Source organism: Streptomyces sp. XY006 (assembly GCF_002237655.1).
GTDB lineage: Bacteria > Actinomycetota > Actinomycetes > Streptomycetales > Streptomycetaceae > Streptomyces > Streptomyces levis.
This window is the reverse complement of record NZ_NOKT01000031.1, coordinates 30,928-50,805: the sequence shown is the minus strand read 5'-3', so window position 1 is coordinate 50,805 and position 19,878 is coordinate 30,928. Positions and strand designations below refer to the sequence as shown.

The following is a 19,878-nucleotide window of genomic DNA, read 5'->3' as shown; positions in this document are numbered from 1 at the left end:
ATGAGCAAGACCAGCACCACCGACCCGGCCCCCGCCGGCGGCTCCGAGGACCAGGACCTCGGCGACGCCGGAGCCCAGCTGTCCACCGCCCCCAAGGAGGAGGCGCCCAGTCTGCCGTCCCTGGGCGTCATCGGCTGGGCCCGCTGGTTCTGGCGGCAGCTGACCTCCATGCGGGTCGCGCTGCTGCTGCTGTTGCTGCTGTCGCTGGGCGCGATCCCCGGCTCGCTGATCCCGCAGACCGGCATCGACGCCACCAAGGTCGCCGAGTTCCGCAAGAACAACCCCACCCTCGGTGACGTCTACGACAAGCTCGGGATGTTCCACGTCTACAGCTCGGTGTGGTTCTCCGCGATCTACATCCTGCTGTTCGTCTCGCTCATCGGCTGCATCGTGCCCCGCACCTGGCAGTTCGTCGGCCAGCTGCGCGGCCGCCCGCCGGGCGCGCCCAAGCGGCTGACCCGGCTGCCCGCCCACACCACGTGGCGTACGACGGCCGAGCCGGAGCAGGTCCGCGAGGCCGCGCTGGCCCTGCTGAAGAGGCGCCGCTTCCGGGCGCACCTCGCCGGGGACGCGGTCGCCGCCGAGAAGGGCTATCTGCGCGAGGTCGGCAACCTCGTCTTCCACCTCGCCCTGATCGTGATGCTGATCGCCTTCGCCTGGGGCCAGTTGTTCAAGGCCGAGGGCTTCAAGCTGGTCGTCGAGGGCGACGGCTTCTCCAACACCCTCACGCAGTACGACGACTTCAAGTCCGGCAACCTCTTCACCCAGGACGACCTGAACCCCTTCAGCTTCCGCCTGAAGGACTTCACGGGCACCTACGAGATGAGCGGCCCCAACCGGGGCACCCCGCGCACGTACCAGGCGACCGTCGACTACAGCGAGGGCGCCTACGGCAAGGACCGGCACCAGACCGTCAAGGTCAACGAGCCGCTCACCATCGGCGACACCAAGGTCTACCTCGCCGCCCACGGCTACGCCCCGGTCGTCACCGTCCGCGACGGCAAGGGCGAGGTCGTCTACCGCGACGCCGTGCCGCTGCTGCCGCTCGACGGCTTCGCGACCTCCTCCGGCGCCGTCAAGGTCATGGACGGCTACCGCAACGCCAAGGGCGAGAAGGAACAGCTCGGCTTCCAGGCGTTCTTCGTGCCCACCTACAACGGCGGCGCGATGGTCTCCCAGTTCCCGGCGCTGATGAGCCCGGTGCTCGCGCTGAACGCCTACCACGGCGACCTGGGCGTCGACTCGGGCCTGCCGCAGAGCGTCTACCAGCTCGACAAGAAGAACATGAAGGAGTTCAAGGACTCCGACGGCAAGCTGCTGAAGAAGCTGCTCAAGCCCGGCCAGACCATGCAGCTGCCCGACGGCGCCGGCTCGATCACCTTCGAGAAGGACATCAAGGAGTGGGCGCAGTTCCAGATCTCCCAGCAGCCCGCCAGCGGCTGGGCCCTGGGCGGCGCCGTCGCCGCGATCTTCGGCCTGGCCGGCTCGCTGTTCATCCAGCGCCGCCGCGTCTGGGTCCGCGCGGTCCGGGGCGCCGACGGCGTCACCGTCGTCGAGATGGCCGGCCTCGGCCGCAGCGAGTCCGCGAAGGTCCCCGAGGAACTGGGGGACCTCGCCGGGACCCTGTACGACCAGGCGCCGGCCGCGCCCGACCCCGCAGATTCCCCCGACCCCGCCCAGGAGCCGGGCACCACGACCCCCGTACCTGCCGAAGGGGCTGACAAGCAGTGACGCTCGCCGCCGCGACCAACGAGAACCTGGCCAACCTCAGCAATACGCTGATCTACTCCGCGATGGCCGTCTACACCCTGGCCTTCTTCGCGTACATCGCCGAATGGCTCTTCGGCAGCCGCAGCAAGGTCGCCCGCACGGCGGCCGCGCTCACGGCGAAGCCCGAGGCGAAGAAGGCACCCGCCGTCACGGTCAACCAGGCGGGCGGCACCGCCGTGCTGGAGCGGCCGAAGGTCACGGTGCGGGCCGCGGCCGGCCAGCGCGACGTGCCGGACGGCCCGGGGGCGCACGGCGGGGACGAACAGGGCGACCTGTACGGCCGCATCGCCATCTCCCTCACCGTGCTCGCGTTCCTGCTGGAGCTGGGCGGCGTCATCGCCCGCGCGGCCTCGGTGGAGCGGGCGCCGTGGGGCAACATGTACGAGTTCAACATCACCTTCTCCACGGTCGCCGTCGGCGTGTACCTCGGGCTGCTGGCGCTGAAGAAGAACATCCGCTGGCTCGGCCTGTTCCTGACCACCACCGTCCTGCTCGACCTGGGCCTCGCCGTCACGGTGCTGTACACCGAGAGCGACCAGCTGGTCCCGGCGCTGCACTCGTACTGGCTGTACATCCACGTCTCCACCGCGATCTTCTGCGGCGCGGTCTTCTACGTGGGCGCGGTCGGCACGATCCTGTACCTGTTCAAGGACTCCTACGAGAACAAGCTGGCGAGCGGCGGCCGTCCCGGCACCTTCGCGACCTCGGTCCTGGAGCGGCTGCCCTCCGCCGCCTCCCTGGACAAGTTCTCCTACCGCGTCAACGCCGCCGTCTTCCCGCTGTGGACGTTCACGATCATCGCGGGCGCCATCTGGGCGGGCGACGCCTGGGGCCGCTACTGGGGCTGGGACCCCAAGGAGACCTGGTCCTTCATCACCTGGGTCGCCTACGCCGGCTACCTGCACGCCCGCGCGACGGCCGGCTGGAAGGGCCGCAAGGCCGCCTACCTGGCCCTGCTCGCCTTCGCCTGCTGGCTGTTCAACTACTACGGCGTGAACATGTTCGTCTCCGGCCTGCACTCGTACGCGGGCGTGTAGGACGACCCGTTCGTCTCACCGCCTGGTGTGGGGGGCGCGGTCCGCGACCGACAGGACGATGTCGCGCAACCGGTCGGCGTACAGCCGCAGGTTCTTGTGGGCGACGTCGGTGTCCGGGTGGCGGGCCGCGAACCACAGCCCCTCGTGCAGCCGGGTGACCCAGGCGCAGACCTGGTCGCCGTAGGACACCCGGATCAGCCCGTAGGCGTTGCGCTCGGTCCAGTTCGTGGAGTCCGGGATCCCGCGGGTGTCGGTGTACGACACGATCGAGTACATGTCGGGGGAGGTCGGCCGGAAGTCCGCGCCGAGCAGCCGCAGCACCCGGGCCAGCGGCATGCGGGCCAGCGGCCGGGCGGTGTGCAGGGCGTTGCGCACGGTCGTCAGCGCGGCGGGGAAGTCGGGCGTGCGGGCCACGGGCACCTCGATCGGCGCGCCGCCGACGTACCAGCCCACGGAGTCCGAGTACGCCGACCTCGCCCGGGTGTGGAAGGGCACCACGGTGCGGTAGACGGACTCGCCGCCGATCTCGTGGACGATCAGCGCGGTCGCCGCGAGCAGGCCGACCAGGGTGCCGCCGCAGGGGCGGCAGTACGCCTCGAACGCGGCGGCGGCGTCCGCGTCCACGAGCATCTCGCGCATCAGCTTCTGGGTGGGCAGCGCGCCGCCGGGCTCCAGGCCGAGGTCGACGGGGAAGCTCGGCAGCCGCCCGTCGCAGCGCTGGATGAACTCCCGCCAGCGGGCGACGATCTCGTGGTCGGCGTCGATCCGGTCCGCGTCCGCCCGCTCGGCCTCGCAGAAGTCGACGTAGCTGCTGACCGGTGTCTGGTCGGGGGTGCGTCCGCTGCGGTGGGCGGCGTACAGCTCGTGGATCTCGGCCGGGATGCGGTAGATCGAGAACGCGTCGACGTTGCTGTGGTCGAAGGCCATGTACACGCTGGTGCTGTCGTCCCGGACGACGGCCGTGTAGATGAGGTTGGGCCAGCGCAGGGCGTCCGCGGTGGTGTCGAAGCGGTCCTGGAGGTGCTGGGCGAGGGCCGCCGGGTCGGTGAAGTCGCCGACGTCCTCGCGGTGCAGGGACACGGAGTCCGCGTCGAGCGTGAAGCGGCGGATCGAGTCGCCGGGCCCGCCCGCCCAGCGGAAGCCGCTGCGCAGCGTCTCGTGGCGCAGCGTCCAGCCGCGCAGCGCCGCGCCCAGCGCGTCGAGATCGGCCCGGCCGGGCAGGTCGAAGGCGGCGCCGAGCCAGGTCGGCACGAACAGGCCGTCCTCGCGCACCGAACGCGCCGTCCTCAGATGGGACTCCTGGATGTAGGCGGGCGGCCGGGAGTCCTCCGGCAGCGCCTTCGCCGTCGCGACGGTCGCCGGACTGAGCGTCCATTCGACGAGTCGTCCAGGCCGGACATCGCAGCGCTGGATATCAGACATTCGCACAGGGCGTCTCCGTTCGCAGTTGGGACAGACCCGATCAACTCAATGACGAGCCGGCTGCCGGACACACGGCCTGGGGCCGTATTTCAGGGGAACGGATGGCATCTCGAACGACGATCCGAGACCGCGCCGTTGCCCCGGGTTGACGCCTGTCCGGTACGCGCCCCCGGGCGGTGGCGGGCCGTGTACTGTCCCTGCGGCTCGCACCCTTTCGACGCCCCTGGGGGTTTCATGCGCCGTCACGCGGACTCGGTCGAGTCGATGGAACAACTCGCCCTGGTCTGGCGGGCCATGGTGCTCGACCGCGACCCGCGTGCGGACGTCCGCGACCTGCCGGGCATCGCCGTCCGGTGGGCCGACAGCCGGTTCGCGTTCTGGAACTGCGTCACGCTGACGGACGTCGGCGCGGACGCCGGGCCGACCCGGCAGCGGCTCGCCGAGGCGGCGGAGGTGATGCGCGCGAAGGAGCGGCCCGGGTTCCTGTGGGTCTTCGAGGACCTCCTCGACGAACCGGCCCGCGCCGGGCTCGACGAGGCCGCCGACGCGGCCGGGCTCGCCTACGCCTTCCCCGGCACCGGCATGGCCGCCGACCTGCCGTCCCTGCCCGAACCGTCCCACCCCGACCTGACGTTCGCGCGCGTCACCGACGAGTCGCGGCTGCGCGCCTACGCGGACCTCAACTCACGGGCCTACGGCTTCCCGGCGGAGGACGGCCGCGACGGCCTCGCCGGCTCCACGCTCTGGAAGCGCGAGGTGCACGCCTACCTGGGCCTGCGCGACGACGTCCCCGTCACCTGCGCGGCCACCGTGGCGGCCCAGGGGCGCCTTTTCGTCATCCTCGTGGCCACCGACCCGGCCTGGGAACGCCGCGGCTACGGCGAAGCGGTGACCCGCAAGGCCCTCTACGAGGGCTCCAGGGCCACCGGCCTGACCCGCGCGACCCTGCACGCGACGGCGGCGGGTGCCCCGGTGTACCCCCGCATCGGCTTCGAACCGAACTCCCCGATCCGGTTCTACGGGCTCAAGGGGTAGGCGCCCGGCCCGGACCAGCCCGGGGCCCCTCATTTCGTCCCCACCGTCCGCAGCACCCCCACCACCAGTGCCCGGGCCACCGCCACCGTCTCCCGTATCGACACCCGCTCGCCCGCGCTGTGCGCCACCTGGATGTCGCCCGGGCCGAACTGGAGTGTGGGGATGCCGGCGGCGGTGTACAGGCGCAGGTCGCTGCCGTAGGTCGCGCCGCGTTCGCGCAGGGCGGGGCCGCCGGCCGTGTCGGACCAGGCGCCGCGCAGGACGCCGGGCAGGGCGTGGCCGTCGGGCAGGCGGCCGGGGGCGAACTGGCCGCCGGGCCAGGTCACGGCCGCCGGGTGGGCACGCAGCCACGGGTCGGCGGCGCAGGCCTCGGCCACGCACTCCTCCAGGGCGCGGCGGGCGTCGGCCGGGTCCTCGTCGAGGCGCACGCCGAGCCGGCCCTCGGCGACCAGCAGGTCGGGGACGCTGCTCGCCCAGTCGCCGGAGCGCACCGTGCCGACGGACAGGGCGTAGGGGATGGGGTATTCGGCCAGCAGCGGGTCGGGGTCGGCGTTGCGTGCGGTCTCCAGGCGGGCCAGGGCCCGGTGCAGCGGCAGGTACGCGTCGATCGCGCTCACGCCCCGCTCGCGGGAGCTGGCGTGGGCGGCCCGGCCGGGCACGGTGACGCGGAACGTCAGGGCGCCCGCGTTGGCGGTGATCAGGGTGCCCGCGGTGGGTTCGGCGATGACGCAGGCGTCGCCGCGGTGGCCGCGCTGCAGGGTGCCGAAGGCGCCGAGGCCGCCGTCCTCCTCGCCGACGACGAAGTGCGCGGCGACCCGGCCGCGCAGGCGGATCCCGGCCGCGCGGATCGCGCCCAGCGCGGCGAGGTGCGCGGCGATGCCGGCCTTCATGTCGCAGGCGCCGCGCCCGTGCACGACGTCCCCGGTCACCCGGGGCACGAACGGGTCGCCGTCCCAGGCGGTGCGGTCGCCGGGCGGGACGACGTCGACGTGTCCCTGGAGGACGAGGGTGGGCCCGTCGCCGCCGTCGGGTGTGGTGCCGACCAGGCCCCACGCCTCGTCGCGGGGCGCCTCCGTGCCCGGGAAGTCCGGGTGGGCCCGCAGGGCGGGCAGGTCCATGGACCACAGGTCGGTCTCCAGGCCCAGCCACTCCAGCCGGCCCGCCAGCTGGTGCTGCAGCTCCGACTCCGCGGCGCTGCCGGTCACGCTGGGCACGGCTATGAGCTCCTGCAGGGTCCGGGCCAGGGCCGCCTCGTCGATCTCCGCCAGGGCGGCGGCCTCCTCGTCACTCAACACGCTCCCGGTCCTCCCCTCACCCGAGGCCGCGCCACTCACGCCCTCGCCCCGGATATCTGCTCAGGCGGGGCCGCCCATGAACACCCGTACGGAAAACGACTCTGCGGACGGAACCCGGACGGGGAACGACCTTGCGGACGGCGAGCGTGCGGGAACGGCCTGCGGACGGCGAGCCCGACCGCGGCGGAACCCGGCAGGGACGAAGCCTGACCGCGTCGGTGCCCGGTCGGGGCGGCTCCCGGCCGCGCCGGAACCTGACCGCTGCGGCTCCCGGCCGGGGCGGAGCCTGACCGCGCCGGAACCCGGTCACGCCGGAGCCTGACCGTGACGGAGTCCGGCCGGGGCTGTGTCGTGACGGGCGCGGGTGGGTGTCAGTCCTCCGGGATGCCCCCGCCGACCGTGAAGCCGGTCACCGTTCCGCCTCCCTCTCTGCGCAGGGCGAACGGCGCGCCCCCGTGTGCGAGCGCCACCTCGCGGACGATGGACAGGCCCAGCCCGGAGCCCGGCAGGGAACGGGCGTCGGCGGCGCGGTAGAAGCGGTCGAAGACGCGGTCCAGGTCGCTGTCCGCGATGCCGGGGCCCCGGTCGAGGACCTCGACCCGGATCGCGCCGGGCCGGGCGGGCCCGGCGACGACGATCTCGATGGGGGCCGTGCCGCCCTGGTCGAACTTCACGGCGTTCTCGACGAGGTTGGACAGCGCCCGGGTCAGCATCCCGGGCCGCCCGTCGGTCGTGGTGTCGCCGGCGGCGCGCAGCACGATCCGCCGGCCGCTGCGGCGCCGGGCGACGGCCGCGACCTCCTCCGCGAGGTCGGCGAGGTCCACCCGCCGCGGCGGTTCCGTGTCGGACTGCCCGGCCGCGAGGTCGACCAGCTCGTTGACCAGGTCGGTCAGCTCACGGGCCTCCTGCCCGAGGTCGGCGACCAGTTCCTCGCGGGTGGCGGGCGGGAGTTCGTCGATGCGGCGCAGCAGGGAGATGTTGGTGCGCAGGGAGGTCAGCGGCGTACGCAGCTCGTGGCCGGCGTCCTGGACCAGGCGGCGCTGGTCCTCCTCGGACTGGGCGAGCCGCCCCAGCATGCGGTCGAAGGCCCGGCCCAGCCGCCCGACCTCGTCGTGTCCGGCCACGGGCACCTCGATGCCCAGGCGGCGGGTGCGGGCGACGTCCTCGGCGGCGTCGGTGAGGACGACCAGCCGGCGGGTGATCCGCCGGGCCAGCCACCAGCCGAACAGCCCGGCGCCGAGCACCACCGCGGCCACCAGCACGAGCGTGCGCCGCTGGAGTGCCCGCAGCAGGTCCTCGACGTCGCTGAACTCCTGCGCGATCTGCACCGCCCCCCGGCCGCCGCCGAGGGAGACGGTCGCCACGCGGTAGACGTCGTCGCCGACGTCGACGTCCTTGTGCTGCACCACCCGGCCGGAGTCGGCCGCCGCGGCGATCCGCACATCGGCCCGGACGACCGGCAGCCCCGGACTGCCCGGGTCGACGATCCGCCCGTCCGGGCCCAGCACCTGCACGTCCGTGCGGGCGGGCCGCACCAGGTCGTGGCCCGGCGAGGCGGAGGAGAAGTCACCCGGCGCCATGCGGTTCTGGCTGACCTCGTCCCGCAGGTCCTGCACGACCTCGTCGAACACGGTCTGCTGGTCCACCCGCACCAGCCGCGCGGCCGCGCTGTAGGACAGGATGCCGACCAGGATCGTCACGGCCGCCGTCACCGCCGCGAACGACACCGCGAAGGTGGTGCGCAGCGAGACCAGCTTCGGCCGGCGTCCGGCCCACAGCCGACCGAGGGCCGACAGCCGACCGAAGGCCGAAAGCCGGCCGAGGGCCGGCAGCCTGCCGGGGCGGCCCACTCAGTCCTCCCGCAGCACGTAACCCACGCCGCGCACCGTGTGGATCAGCTGCGGCGCGTCCGGCTCGTCGAGCTTGCGGCGCAGGTAGCCGACGTAGACGGCGAGGTTCTTGGAGCCGGGGCCGAAGTCGTAGCCCCAGATGCGGTCGTAGATCGTGGAGTGGTCCAGGACGATGCCCGCGTTGCGGACCAGCAGTTCCAGCAGCTCGAACTCGGTGCGGGTCAGCTCCAGCTCGCGCGTGCCCCGCCAGGCGCGGCGGGCCTGCGGGTCCATGCGGATGCCGGCGGCCTCGACGAACCGCTCGGGCACCGGCCGGGGCGCCTCGGCGGGGGCGGCCGCGCTCACGGCGGCGACCGGGCTGGTGCGGCGCAGCAGGGCCCGCAGCCGGGCGAAGACCTCCTCCACGTCGAAGGGCTTCACCACGTAGTCGTCGGCGCCCGCGTCCAGCCCCGCGATCCGGTCGGCGGTCTCCACGAGCGCGGTCAGCATCAGAACCGGTGTCCGGTCGCCCTCGGCGCGCAGCACACGGCACACCTGGAGCCCGTCGATGCCGGGCATCATCACGTCCAGGACGAGGACGTCCGGGCGGTTGCGGTGGGCCTGCGCCAGTGCCTCGACTCCGTCGGCGACGGCCACGACCCGGTAGCCCTCCAGGGTCAGGGCGCGCTCCAGGGCGTTGCGGATGGCGCGGTCGTCTTCGGCGAGCAGCACGGTGTGGGGCACGCGTCCAGTGTGCCCCGCCGCCGGGCCCGCGGTACCGGACGAGCTGCGCCGGGGCGTCCTTCTTACTGCCCTCTCACCAGGGGGCGGGCACCCTTGGGCAGGGTGCCCGCCGTGCCCTCAGCGCCGGCTCGCGGCGAGCCGGCTGGCGTGCGTCGGGGCGTCCGGCACGTCCGCCGGGCGGCCGACGGCGAACTCCTTGCGCAGCACCGGTACGACCTCCTCGCCCAGCAGGTCGATCTGCTCCAGGACGGTCTTCAGGGGCAGTCCGGCGTGGTCGATCAGGAACAGCTGGCGCTGGTAGTCGCCGGCGTAGTCGCGGAAGGCCAGCGTCTTCTCGATGACCTGCTGCGGCGAGCCGACGGTCAGCGGCGTCTGGTCCATGAAGTCCTCCAGCGAGGGCCCGTGTCCGTAGACGGGTGCGACGTCGAAGTAGGGCCGGAACTCGCGGACGGCGTCCTGGGCGTTCCTGCGCATGAACACATGTCCGCCGAGCCCGACGATCGCCTGCTCGGGCGTGCCGTGGCCGTGGTGCGCGAAGCGCTCCCGGTACAGCTCGACCATGCGCCTGGTGTGGTCGGCCGGCCAGAAGATGTTGTTGTGGAAGAAGCCGTCGCCGTAGAAGGCGGCCTGCTCGGCGATCTCCGGGGAGCGGATCGAGCCGTGCCAGACGAACGGGGGCACGCCGTCCAGCGGGCGCGGGGTGGAGGTGAAGCCCTGCAGCGGGGTGCGGAACTCGCCCTGCCAGTCCACGACGTCCTCGCGCCACAGCCGGCGCAGCAGGGCGTAGTTCTCCAGGGCGAGGTCGATGCCCTTGCGGATGTCCTGCCCGAACCAGGGATAGACCGGCCCGGTGTTGCCGCGGCCCATCATCAGGTCGACCCGGCCGTCGGCCAGGTGCTGGAGCATCGCGTAGTCCTCGGCGATCTTCACCGGGTCGTTGGTGGTGATGAGGGTGGTGGCCGTGGACAGGATCAGCCGCTCGGTGCGGGCGGCGATGTGGCCGAGCATCGTGGTCGGGGAGGACGGCACGAACGGCGGGTTGTGGTGCTCCCCGGTCGCGAACACGTCCAGGCCCACCTCCTCGGCCTTCAGCGCGATCGCGACCATGGCCTTGATCCGCTCACGCTCGGTCGGTGTCCGGCCGGTGGTCGGGTCGGGCGTGACGTCCCCGACGCTGAAGATCCCGAACTGCATGGTCGCTCACCCTCCAGGTTGTTTACTGTTCAACCATACCTGGAGAGCGCCGTCCCGCCCCGGATTGTTCCCAGGACGGATTCCTGCCGGTCCGCGCCAGCAGCCGCTCGAACGCCGACGCGCCCTCCGGCTCGGGCACCGGCTCCCCGAAGACGCCCATCCTCCGGGCCGTCGGGGCGAGCTCGTCCACCGCGCCGGCCAGCTCCGCGACCACCGCCTCGTCGGCACCCGGGTCGTCCTGGCCCGTCGCCCGCGCCAGGTCCCACACGTGCACCGTCAGATCGAGCAGCGCCATCGAGCCGACCAGCCGCGCGGGCATGCCCATCGCGCCGGTCGTGCCCTCCTCCGCACCCGGCGCCGACCAGGCCGCCACCAGCCGCTCCGCCTCCCGCGCCAGCCGCTCGCGCCAGTCGGGGCCGGCCGAGACCGCGTCGGCCGGCTCACCGAAGTCCGACGCCTGCTTCGCGGCCAGCCGCTGGAACTGCACGATCACCTGGAACAGATGGTCGACCAGGGCCTTCACGTCGTACTCGGCACAGGGTGTGGGAGCGGCGAGTGCCCCGTCCCCGATGCCCCGCACCACCGGCACCGCCCGCTCCCGGGCCAGCTCCAGCAGTTCACCGATGCCGTACGTCCGCACATGGTTCGTGTCCATGCCCCGACCGTAGAGAGGACCGGGGCCGCCCTTCTTGAAGAAACGCGACGTACGATCCGGCCATGGAGGCACCCCGTCGCGACACCCGCGGGATCGTCGACCCGTCCGGGCTGCTCAGCCGCGTGCGGTTCCGCCGCCACGAGCCCGCCGAGCCGCTGCGCCGGTACATCGAGTGGTACTGGCTGATCGACTGGGACCTGCCCGCGCCCTACGCCTCCCACATCGTCCCGCACCCGTCCGTCAACCTGACCTTCCAGTGGGACGAGGACGAAGGACCGCCCTACGCCGAGGTCACCGGCGTCGCCCTCGGGCTCTACACCAGGAAACTGACCGGCCGCGGCCGGGTCTGCGGGGTGAAGTTCCGCCCGGGCGGCTTCCGGCCCTACACGCCCGGGGCGCCGGCGTCCCGGTGGACGGGCCGCGCGCTGCCCGCCCGCGAGGTGTTCCCGCGGATCACCGACGACACCGTCCGCGCGATCGTCACCGGCGCCGGCGACCGCGCCCGGGTGGCCGCCCTCGACGCCTTCCTGCTCTCCCTGCCCTGCGCCCGGGACCCCCAGGCCGACCTCGCGATCGACCTGGTCCGGCGCATCCGGGCCGACCGGACCGTGCGCCGCGTCGGCGACTTCGCCCGCGCCCAGGGCCTGTCCGTACGGGCGCTGCAACGGCTCTTCGCGGCCCAGGTCGGCGTCAGCCCCAAGTGGATCATCCTCCGCTACCGCATTCACGAGGCCCTGGAACAGGCCGGCACCCGCACCGGTGTCGACTGGGCCGCCCTCGCCGCCGACCTCGGCTACGCCGACCAGGCCCACCTGGTACGCGACTTCACGGCCACGGTGGGAGTACCGCCCACGGCGTACACGGCGGAAGCGACCACACCCCGCTGACACCCCCGGCCGATCCGACAGCCCCACCCCCTTCCCACCGACCCGCCGCGCCTGCACGCTCACGGCGCTGGACCGCTCGGCGGCGACCGCGGCGGGGACCGGGGGACGACCGGCCTCCGCACCAGCCTTCCGACGCCCCACCCGCCCCGCGCCCACCGCCCTCGACCGCCCGGCGGCGACCCGAGCCGCACCCCCTCGGCGGCCGGGGACCGCCCTGCACGCCGTCCGCTCAGGGCACCAGTACCAGCCGCCCCCGCAGCCCGCCCTCGTCCAGCCGCGCGTGTGCCTTCGCGGCGTCGTCCAGGGCGAACGTCTCCGCCACGCGCGTGGTCAGCACCCCCTCGTCGACCAGCCGCACCAGCTCCGCCAGTCGCGCCCCGTCCGCGCTGACCTCGACCGCACCGGTGCGCACCCCCCGCACCGAGGCGGGCTCGGCCTGCGGAATGAGGCCGAGGTAGCGGCCCCCGTCGCGCACCCACGCCAGAGCCGGCTCACCGAGCACCGCGGCGTCCAGCACCGCGTCGAAGCCCCGCTCGGCGACCGTGTCAGCCGTGGCATGCGCGGCCCCCAGCGACCGTACGAACTCCTCGTCCGCCGCCCGCGCCAGCCCCGTCACCGGTATCCCCCGGTGCGCGGCCAGCCGCACCGCGTACCCGCCGACCGCCCCCGCCGCCCCGGTCACCAGCAGCGACTGCCCCGGCTCCGGCTCCAGCAGATCCAGGGCCTGCGCCGCGGTCAGCGCGTTCAGCGGCAGCGTCGCCGCGTGCACGGCGTCCACCGAGACGGGCGCGAGCGCCGCGGCGTCCGTGTCCACGACGACGTACTCGGCATGGGTGCCCAGCGGCTTGACCATGCCGTAGTCGAGCGCCACCACCTCGTCCCCGACCCGCCACGAACTGGCCACGCCCACCGCGTCCACCGTCCCGGCGACGTCCCAGCCGAGTCCGATCCGCTTCCCCGCTCCCCCGAAGACCCCGGCCCGCACCCCGGCGTCCACCGGGTTCAGCCCCGCCGCCGCCACCTTGATCCGCACCTGCCGGGCACCCGGCTCCGGCACCTCCGTCCGCACGACCTCCACGGCCTCCGGCCCACCGAACGAATTCACGACAACCGCACGCACAGCGACTCCCCTTGGCTCGTCGGTACCGGGATCTCCTCCCGGCCACTGACCGCAACCCTAGGAAGAGTTACTATCCATCGGTAAGTAGTTACCTGGGAGTGCGTACCTACCCCGGAGGTGAGCCATGGCGACCACGACCGCGGCCCAGCGGCGCGAACAGGCCCGCATCGAGTACGACGCCTTCCTCAAGAGCTGCCCCACCAACCAGCTCCTGGACCGCATCAGCGACAAGTGGGTCAGCCTCGTCGTCTCCGCCCTCGCCCCGGGCCCCCTGCGCTACAGCGACCTCGGCCGCAAGATCGCCGGCGTGAGCCCCAAGATGCTCACGCAGACTCTGCGCTCACTGGAGCGCGACGGCATCCTCACCCGCAGCGTCACCCCGTCCGTCCCGGTCCGCGTCGACTACGAACTCACCCCCCTCGGCAGCAACCTGGCCCTGCTGCTCACCGCCGTGAAGGACTGGGCCGAGACCCACTTCGACGAGGTCAGGGACGCCCGGGAGCGCTACGACGCGGAGAACGCCGACGCCTAAGCCGGGCGCCGCACCCGGGCATGCGAAGCTGACCGCCATGTCCGTACTGCGCTCCGCCTCCCTCTTCGCCCTCGCCGCGCTGCTGGAGATCGGCGGCGCCTGGCTGGTCTGGCAAGGCGTGCGCGAGCACAAAGGCTGGCTCTGGGCGGCCGGCGGCGTCCTCGCGCTCGGCGCCTACGGATTCGTCGCGACCTTCCAGCCCGACGCCCACTTCGGCCGCGTCCTCGCCGCCTACGGCGGGATCTTCGTCGCCGGTTCGATCCTGTGGGGCGTCGTCGCCGACGGCTACCGCCCGGACCGCTGGGACATCACGGGCGCGCTGATCTGCCTCGCGGGCATGGCCGTCATCATGTACGCCCCGCGGGGGAACTGACCGCGGCCAGGCCGCCGGGGGCTCAGAACGGCTCGTCGGGCAGCAGACCCAACTGCCCCAGGAAGTCCATCTCGTCGAAGTACAGCCGGTAGTCCACGATCCGCCCGTCCTTCACGGTGGCGATGTCCACCCCGCGGATCCGCACCTCCTTCTGCGTCGGAGGCAGCGTCTCCCCGTTCGGCAGCTCCAGCGGCCCCGTGTTCCGCCCGCTGTAGATCCCCTCGTCGATGGCCGTGTCCCCGGCCTCGTAGGAGTGCAGCGGCCGGAACGTCGCGCCGGGAACCGCCTCCGTCATCGTCCGCCAGTACGCGACGATGGCGTCGCGCCCGCGCAGCTCGCCCTCGTCGGGAGTGAAGGCGACCGCGTCCTCGGCGTACAGGTCGGCGACGACCTTCAGATCGGGGTGCGTGGTGACCGCGTCCGTGAGCCGGTCCATGACCTCACGAGCCTCGCCCATGATCCACCTCCAGGAAGACAGGGGATCACCCGCCCTCATTCTCCCACCACGGGCCCCTTCTATCCTGGCCGCGAGCCCGGCGCACCAGCCGGCCGGCCCACCCACCCGAGGAGCTCCCATGGCCACCGCCGTCCCGCCCGCAGCCTCCCGCATCGCCGTCGTCACCGGTGCGAGCAGCGGCATCGGCGCCGCCACGGCACGCCAACTCGCCGCCGCGGGCTACCGCGTGGTCCTCACCGCGCGCCGCAAGGACCGCATCGAGGCCCTGGCCGAGGAGATCACCGCGGCGGGCCACCAGGCCACGGCCTACCCGCTGGACGTCACCGACCGCGCGGCCGTCGACGAGTTCGCCACCGCTTTCCGGACCATCGGCGTCCTGGTGAACAACGCGGGCGGAGCGCTCGGCGCCGACCCGGTCGCGACCGGCGACCCGGCCGACTGGCGGCAGATGTACGAGACGAACGTCATCGGCACGCTCAACCTCACCCAGGCCCTGCTGCCCAAGCTCATCGCGAGCGGCGACGGCACGGTCGTGGTCGTCTCCTCCACCGCGGGCCACGCCACCTACGAGGGCGGCGCCGGCTATGTCGCCGCCAAGCACGGCGCCCACGTCCTGGCCGAGACGCTGCGCCTGGAGATCGTCGGACAGCCGGTCCGCGTCATCGAGATCGCCCCCGGCATGGTCAGGACGGACGAGTTCGCCCTGACCCGCTTCGGCGGCGACGAGGAGAAGGCGGCCAAGGTCTACGAGGGCGTCGCCGCCCCCCTCACCGCAGACGACGTGGCCGACACCATCACCTGGGCGGTCACCCGCCCCGCCCACGTCAACATCGACCTCCTGGTGGTCCGCCCCCGAGCCCAGGCGTCGAACACGAAGGTCCACCGGGAGGCGTAGCGCCGGCCGGTCAGCCCTTGACGCAGACGACCTGCTTGATCTGCGCCACCACCTCCACCAGATCGCGCTGCTGGTCGATGACCTGCTCGATCGGCTTGTAGGCACCCGGGATCTCGTCCACGACACCGGAGTCCTTGCGGCACTCCACGCCCCGCGTCTGCTCCTCCAGGTCCTTCGTCGAGAACCGGCGCTTGGCCGCGTTGCGGCTCATGCGCCGGCCCGCGCCGTGCGACGCGGAGTTGAAGGACTTCTCGTTGCCGAGGCCCTTCACGATGTACGAACCCGTGCCCATGGAGCCCGGGATGATCCCGTACTCGCCGGAACCCGCCCGGATCGCTCCCTTGCGGGTCACGAGCAGGTCCATGCCCTCGTACCGCTCCTCCGCCACGTAGTTGTGGTGGCAGGAGATCTCCGGCTCGAAGGTCGGCTTGGCCTTCTTGAACTCCTTGCGGACGACGTCCTTCAGGAGCGCCATCATGATCGAGCGGTTGTACTTGGCGTACTCCTGCGCCCAGAACAGGTCGTTGCGGTAGGCCGCCATCTGCGGGGTGTCCGCGACGAAGACGGCCAGGTCCCGGTCGACCAGGCCCTGGTTGTGCGGGAGCTTCTGGGCCACGCCGATGTGATGCTCGGCCAGTTCCTTGCCGATGTTCCTGGAACCGGAGTGCAGGATCAGCCACACCGAACCCTCGTCATCGAACAGCAGTTCTATGTAATGATTGCCGGATCCGAGCGTCCCCATCTGCTTGGCAGCGCGTTCCGAGCGGAACCTGACCGCCTCCGCCACCCCGTCGAAACGGCCCCAGAAGTCGTCCCACCCCGCCGTGCCGAAGCCGTGCAGGCGACCGGGGTCGACCGGGTCGTCGTGCATGCCGCGGCCCACCGGGATCACCTGCTCGATGCGCGAGCGCAGGCGGGACAGGTCGCCGGGCAGGTCGTTGGCCGTCAGGGACGTCTTCACCGCCGACATTCCGCAGCCGATGTCGACGCCGACCGCCGCCGGGCACACCGCGCCCCGCATGGCGATGACCGAGCCGACCGTCGCGCCCTTGCCGTAGTGCACGTCGGGCATGACGGCCAGGCCCTTGATCCACGGCAGCGTGGCGACGTTGCGGAGCTGCTGGAGCGCGCCGTTCTCGACCGTGGCCGGGTCGGCCCACATCCGGATCGGCACCTTCGCACCAGGTATCTCTACATACGACATAACGTCCTCAATCCCCCGTAAACGAGCAGAAGTCCTCAAGAGCAAATACCGGAGCCAAGGTCGACGAAAGGGATTCCGGACCGGCGTCCACGGCAGTGCGTGCGATACACATTGTGTTCATCGGCCGCCCCACGGCGGCAAGCCGATTTCCGCGTCGAGAGGAGCCACCACGTGCAACGGAAGGCGTACGCGTCCGGTATCGCCGCGCTCCTCGCGGTGCTGCTGGCGGGCTGCACCGGCGCCTCGGGCGACGGCGGCACCACGGACGACTCCAACCCGGGTGACACGGGCACGGCGTCCCCCGCCGCCGAGCCCGGCCGCTACCGCACGCTGCCCGAGCCGTGCACCGCGGTCGGCGAGGGCACCCTCGACGAACTCCTGCCCGGCATCCGGCAGATCGCCGACGAGGAGCAGCGCGAGCGGGCCTACGAGGGCACGCCGACGTCGACGTTCGACACCGACCGCAAGGTCGGCTGCCGCTGGAAGGTCGACTCCCGGGACGCCACGGACCACCTGCTCGTCGACTTCGAGCGGGTCGTCTCCTACGACAACGCCGTCAGCGACGACAGCCAGGCCGAGCAGCTGTTCGCGGAGCAGGAGGCGGCGGCCCACCTGCCCGAGCCGACCACCACGGAGTCGGCCGCCGCGGGCAGCACCCCCGCGGGCGGCGCCTCGGCCGCCCCGAGCGGATCGCCCAGCGACTCCCCGAGCGGATCGCCGAGCGGATCGCCGTCCACGACCCCGACGGAGCTCCGGCCGCGCGTGCTGGAGGACCTGGGCGACGAGGCGTTCCTCGACGACGAGCTGAGCAGTTCCGGTTCGACCGCCAAGCAGCGGACGGTGACTGTGGCGTTCCGCACGTCCAACGTCATCGTGACCATCGAGTACGTGGAGCAGCCGGCGGCCGTGGGCGTGGTCCCGGACAGCGGAGAAATGCAGGACAGGGCCCAGAAACTGGCCTCCCGGCTGGCGGATTCGCTGAGCGGCTGAGGCCCTTTCACCGCCCCTTCACGGGCGCCCGCAAAGCACCCGAAGGAAGAACACACCGCTGCCTCACCGCGTACGGTGACCACTCGGACCCGTTCCGACCGCAGGGAACCACGAGCGTCATGAGTGAAGGAACCATGCAGCGACGAGCACAGCGAGAAGAGCGAGAGCAGCGAGCGAAGCGTCTGAGCCGCGTCCTTGTCTGCGCGGCCGCCGTCCCCGTGATGCTGGTCGCCGCCGGCTGCTCCTCGGACTCCGGCTCCGGCGAGAGCACGGACAAGGCCGAGAAGGCCGCCGCGTCGGCGTCCGCGAGCCCGTCGCCGACCGTGGAGGCGGCGGCGTACGGCAAGCTTCCCGAGGCGTGCAAGGCGTTGTCGAAGAAGACGCTGGAGGACCTCGTCCCGGAGAGCAAGTCGGGCAAGGAGGGCAAGTCGGACGATATTTCGACGCGTGCCAGCTGCTCCTGGAACAGCCTCGACAACAACGGCGTGAAGGGCTCGCAGTTCCGCTGGCTGAACGTGTCGATGCTGCGCTTCGAGTCGGACGTCACCCGCGGCCCGGCCGACAAGCTGGCCCAGGAGTACTACGCGAAGCAGGTCCAGGACGTGCAGGCCGTGGACGGCGCCAAGGGCGTGAAGTCGGAGCCGGTGTCCGGTACGGGTGACCAGGCGACGGCCGTCCACTACGACCTGAAGAAGAAGGAAGGCACCTTCAAGCAGCAGACGATCGTGGCGCGCGTGGAGAACGTGGTCGTCACCCTCGACTACAACGGCGCCGGCCTGGCGGGCGACAAGACGCCGAGCGCCGACGACCTGCTGAAGGACGCGAAGAAGGCCGCCAAGGAGGCCGTCGCGGCGGTGTCCGAGGCCAACGGCTCGGGTGGCGGCAAGGCGAGCGGCTCCCCGTCGAAGTCCGCCTCGAAGTCGCCGTCGAAGTCCCCGTCGAAGTCGGCGTCGAAGCCGGCCTCCGGTGACGCCTCGGACGAGCCCTCGAAGGCCGCGTCGAAGTCGCCGTCCAAGAAGGCCGCGTAACGGGGCCGAACAAGCCCGACGGGATCCGGCCACCCGTTCCCCGCACACATGTGCCACCCTGTTGCGCGCAACAACACGCAAGGGGAGGGGAGTACGGGTGGCCGCGCCACTGCAGCTGACTCGGATGCACCGCGTTCTCATCGGCGTGGTCGTGGCCGGTGCCGTGATCATCGCCGGCATCGGCTTCGCCGGTTCGTACGCGGCGGTCCGCGAGTTGGCCCTGAAGAAGGGCTTCGGGAACTTCTCCTACGTCTTCCCGATCGGCATCGACGCGGGCATCTGCGTCCTGCTGGCCCTGGACCTGCTCCTGACGTGGATCAGGATCCCGTTCCCCCTGCTGCGTCAGACGGCCTGGCTGCTGACGGCGGCCACGATCGCCTTCAACGGCGCCGCGGCCTGGCCGGATCCGCTCGGCGTGGGCATGCACGGGGTCATCCCGATCCTCTTCGTCGTCTCGGTCGAGGCGGCCCGGCACGCGATCGGCCGTATCGCCGACATCACGGCCGACAAGCACATGGAGGGCGTCCGCCTCACCCGCTGGATGCTCTCCCCCGTCCCGACGTTCCTGCTGTGGCGCCGGATGAAGCTCTGGGAGCTCCGCTCCTACGAGCAGGTGATCAAGCTGGAGCAGGAGCGCCTGGTGTACCAGGCGCGGCTGCGTTCCCGCTTCGGGCGGGCGTGGCGCAGGAAGGCTCCGGTGGAGTCGCTGATGCCGCTGCGGCTGGCGCGCTACGGCGTGCCGCTGGCGGAGACGGCCCCGGCGGGGCTGGCGGCGGCCGGCATCGAGCCGGCGCTGATCCCGCCGCCCCCGCCGCAGGCGGAGGTGACGGCGGGCCGTCGTGCGGCGGGACCGGCCCCCGAGCCGCGCCGGGCGGCGCCGTCCGGCGAGCAGCGCCTGGAGCTCGACAGCGGTCCCGAGGCGGAGTACCCGTACCAGGACGCCGAGCCGGACCAGAGCCCGTGGTTCAACACCCCGCGCGAGGTCGAGTACCAGGGCGGCTACGACCCGGACTACGACCCGGCCGAGCACTACGCGCAGTGGATCGCGGAGCAGCAGGAGGCCGAGCAGTACCAGCCCGAGTACGACCGTGAGCCGCCGTCCGCGGACGACACCGGCAGCTTCCCGATCCCGGTGGGCCCGAACCGCACGCGCGAGCTCGGCGAGGGCGGTGGCACGCCCCCGGCCCCGGAGCCGGACGAGGAGGCGTACTACCAGGTGTTCCGCCAGTCGATCGACGGCAGCTACCCCACGCCCCGGGCGCTGGGCGACAACATCCAGGCCACCTACGGCACGACGCTGAGCCCCGGTGAGCTGAAGTCCCTCGTGGAGCGGTTCCAGAAGCGCCACTCGGCGGAGCTGGAGGAGGACCACATCGCCTGACGGCGACGGAGGAGACGGAACGAAAGAAGA

At 72.4% G+C, this 19,878-nt stretch carries 19 protein-coding genes; 10 read left to right on the top strand and 9 right to left on the bottom strand.

From position 1 onward, the window contains the following. Both resB and ccsB read left to right on the top strand, forming a co-directional pair. A complete protein-coding gene (resB, locus tag CHR28_RS30020) occupies positions 1-1,731 on the top strand; it encodes a cytochrome c biogenesis protein ResB (RefSeq protein ID WP_094056856.1) in 1,731 nt (576 codons plus the stop codon). After that, positions 1,728-2,807 (top strand): c-type cytochrome biogenesis protein CcsB, encoded by a 1,080-nt coding sequence (ccsB, locus tag CHR28_RS30015; protein WP_094056855.1) that lies wholly within the window; start codon positions 1,728-1,730, stop codon positions 2,805-2,807. The genes resB and ccsB overlap by 4 nt, the downstream gene beginning before the upstream one ends. A gap of 15 nt (positions 2,808-2,822) precedes the next feature. On the opposite strand, the gene CHR28_RS30010 is transcribed toward ccsB, so the two are convergent. Next, positions 2,823-4,235, bottom strand: coding sequence for a condensation domain-containing protein (locus CHR28_RS30010; RefSeq protein ID WP_094056854.1), 1,413 nt, complete (start codon positions 4,233-4,235; stop codon positions 2,823-2,825). A 228-nt stretch (positions 4,236-4,463) separates the two neighbouring features. On the opposite strand from CHR28_RS30010, the gene CHR28_RS30005 reads away from it, so the two are divergent. After that, complete coding sequence (locus tag CHR28_RS30005; protein WP_094056853.1) at positions 4,464-5,264, top strand: GNAT family N-acetyltransferase; 801 nt, start codon at positions 4,464-4,466, stop codon at positions 5,262-5,264. Positions 5,265-5,293: 29 nt separating this feature from the next. Here the strand turns inward: CHR28_RS30005 and CHR28_RS30000 are convergent, their stop codons facing one another. The 5 genes from CHR28_RS30000 to CHR28_RS29980 all read right to left on the bottom strand — a co-directional run bounded on the left by CHR28_RS30000 (position 5,294) and on the right by CHR28_RS29980 (position 10,981). Beyond that, the gene (locus tag CHR28_RS30000) at positions 5,294-6,559 is read right to left on the bottom strand and encodes an ArgE/DapE family deacylase (RefSeq protein WP_094056852.1); all 1,266 of its coding nucleotides are present in this window, start codon (positions 6,557-6,559) and stop codon (positions 5,294-5,296) included. 371 nt (positions 6,560-6,930) lie between these two features. After that, entirely contained in the window at positions 6,931-8,355 is a 1,425-nt protein-coding gene (locus CHR28_RS29995; RefSeq protein ID WP_094056905.1) for a sensor histidine kinase, read from the bottom strand. Positions 8,356-8,409: 54 nt separating this feature from the next. Beyond that, positions 8,410-9,132 carry a response regulator transcription factor gene (locus CHR28_RS29990; protein WP_094056851.1) on the bottom strand — a complete coding sequence of 241 codons (723 nt, stop codon included), beginning with the start codon at positions 9,130-9,132 and terminating at the stop codon, positions 8,410-8,412. 117 nt (positions 9,133-9,249) lie between these two features. After that, entirely contained in the window at positions 9,250-10,326 is a 1,077-nt protein-coding gene (locus CHR28_RS29985) for an LLM class flavin-dependent oxidoreductase (RefSeq protein ID WP_094056850.1), read from the bottom strand. Positions 10,327-10,348: 22 nt separating this feature from the next. Then, the gene (locus CHR28_RS29980) at positions 10,349-10,981 is read right to left on the bottom strand and encodes a TIGR03086 family metal-binding protein (RefSeq protein WP_094056849.1); all 633 of its coding nucleotides are present in this window, start codon (positions 10,979-10,981) and stop codon (positions 10,349-10,351) included. Positions 10,982-11,043: 62 nt separating this feature from the next. Here CHR28_RS29980 and CHR28_RS29975 point away from each other — a divergent pair, with 62 nt between their 5' ends. Then, on the top strand, positions 11,044-11,868 hold the full coding sequence (locus CHR28_RS29975; protein ID WP_094056848.1) for a helix-turn-helix domain-containing protein: 825 nt from the start codon (positions 11,044-11,046) through the stop codon (positions 11,866-11,868). 229 nt (positions 11,869-12,097) lie between these two features. On the opposite strand, the gene CHR28_RS29970 is transcribed toward CHR28_RS29975, so the two are convergent. Next, positions 12,098-12,988 (bottom strand): NADP-dependent oxidoreductase, encoded by an 891-nt coding sequence (locus CHR28_RS29970; protein ID WP_094056847.1) that lies wholly within the window; start codon positions 12,986-12,988, stop codon positions 12,098-12,100. Positions 12,989-13,112: 124 nt separating this feature from the next. Here CHR28_RS29970 and CHR28_RS29965 point away from each other — a divergent pair, with 124 nt between their 5' ends. Both CHR28_RS29965 and CHR28_RS29960 read left to right on the top strand, forming a co-directional pair. Continuing rightward, on the top strand, positions 13,113-13,520 hold the full coding sequence (locus CHR28_RS29965) for a winged helix-turn-helix transcriptional regulator (protein ID WP_094056846.1): 408 nt from the start codon (positions 13,113-13,115) through the stop codon (positions 13,518-13,520). Between the two features lie 37 nt (positions 13,521-13,557). Further along, positions 13,558-13,893 (top strand): YnfA family protein, encoded by a 336-nt coding sequence (locus CHR28_RS29960; protein ID WP_094056845.1) that lies wholly within the window; start codon positions 13,558-13,560, stop codon positions 13,891-13,893. Positions 13,894-13,915: 22 nt separating this feature from the next. On the opposite strand, the gene CHR28_RS29955 is transcribed toward CHR28_RS29960, so the two are convergent. Then, the gene (locus CHR28_RS29955) at positions 13,916-14,350 is read right to left on the bottom strand and encodes an ester cyclase (protein WP_094056844.1); all 435 of its coding nucleotides are present in this window, start codon (positions 14,348-14,350) and stop codon (positions 13,916-13,918) included. A 118-nt stretch (positions 14,351-14,468) separates the two neighbouring features. Here CHR28_RS29955 and CHR28_RS29950 point away from each other — a divergent pair, with 118 nt between their 5' ends. After that, positions 14,469-15,245: an SDR family NAD(P)-dependent oxidoreductase gene (locus tag CHR28_RS29950; protein ID WP_094056843.1), complete on the top strand. Its 777-nt coding sequence runs from the start codon at positions 14,469-14,471 to the stop codon at positions 15,243-15,245. Positions 15,246-15,255: 10 nt separating this feature from the next. Here the strand turns inward: CHR28_RS29950 and CHR28_RS29945 are convergent, their stop codons facing one another. Further along, positions 15,256-16,449, bottom strand: a complete 1,194-nt coding sequence (locus tag CHR28_RS29945; RefSeq protein WP_094056842.1) for an RtcB family protein — start codon at positions 16,447-16,449, stop codon at positions 15,256-15,258. A 171-nt stretch (positions 16,450-16,620) separates the two neighbouring features. Here CHR28_RS29945 and CHR28_RS29940 point away from each other — a divergent pair, with 171 nt between their 5' ends. From CHR28_RS29940 to CHR28_RS29930, 3 genes are all read left to right on the top strand, one after another. Continuing rightward, positions 16,621-17,439 (top strand): hypothetical protein, encoded by an 819-nt coding sequence (locus CHR28_RS29940; protein WP_094056841.1) that lies wholly within the window; start codon positions 16,621-16,623, stop codon positions 17,437-17,439. A gap of 134 nt (positions 17,440-17,573) precedes the next feature. Beyond that, a complete protein-coding gene (locus CHR28_RS29935; RefSeq protein WP_256984492.1) occupies positions 17,574-18,467 on the top strand; it encodes a DUF3558 domain-containing protein in 894 nt (297 codons plus the stop codon). 124 nt (positions 18,468-18,591) lie between these two features. Further along, positions 18,592-19,848: a DUF2637 domain-containing protein gene (locus CHR28_RS29930; protein WP_256984491.1), complete on the top strand. Its 1,257-nt coding sequence runs from the start codon at positions 18,592-18,594 to the stop codon at positions 19,846-19,848. The last annotated feature ends 30 nt before the right edge of the window (positions 19,849-19,878 follow it).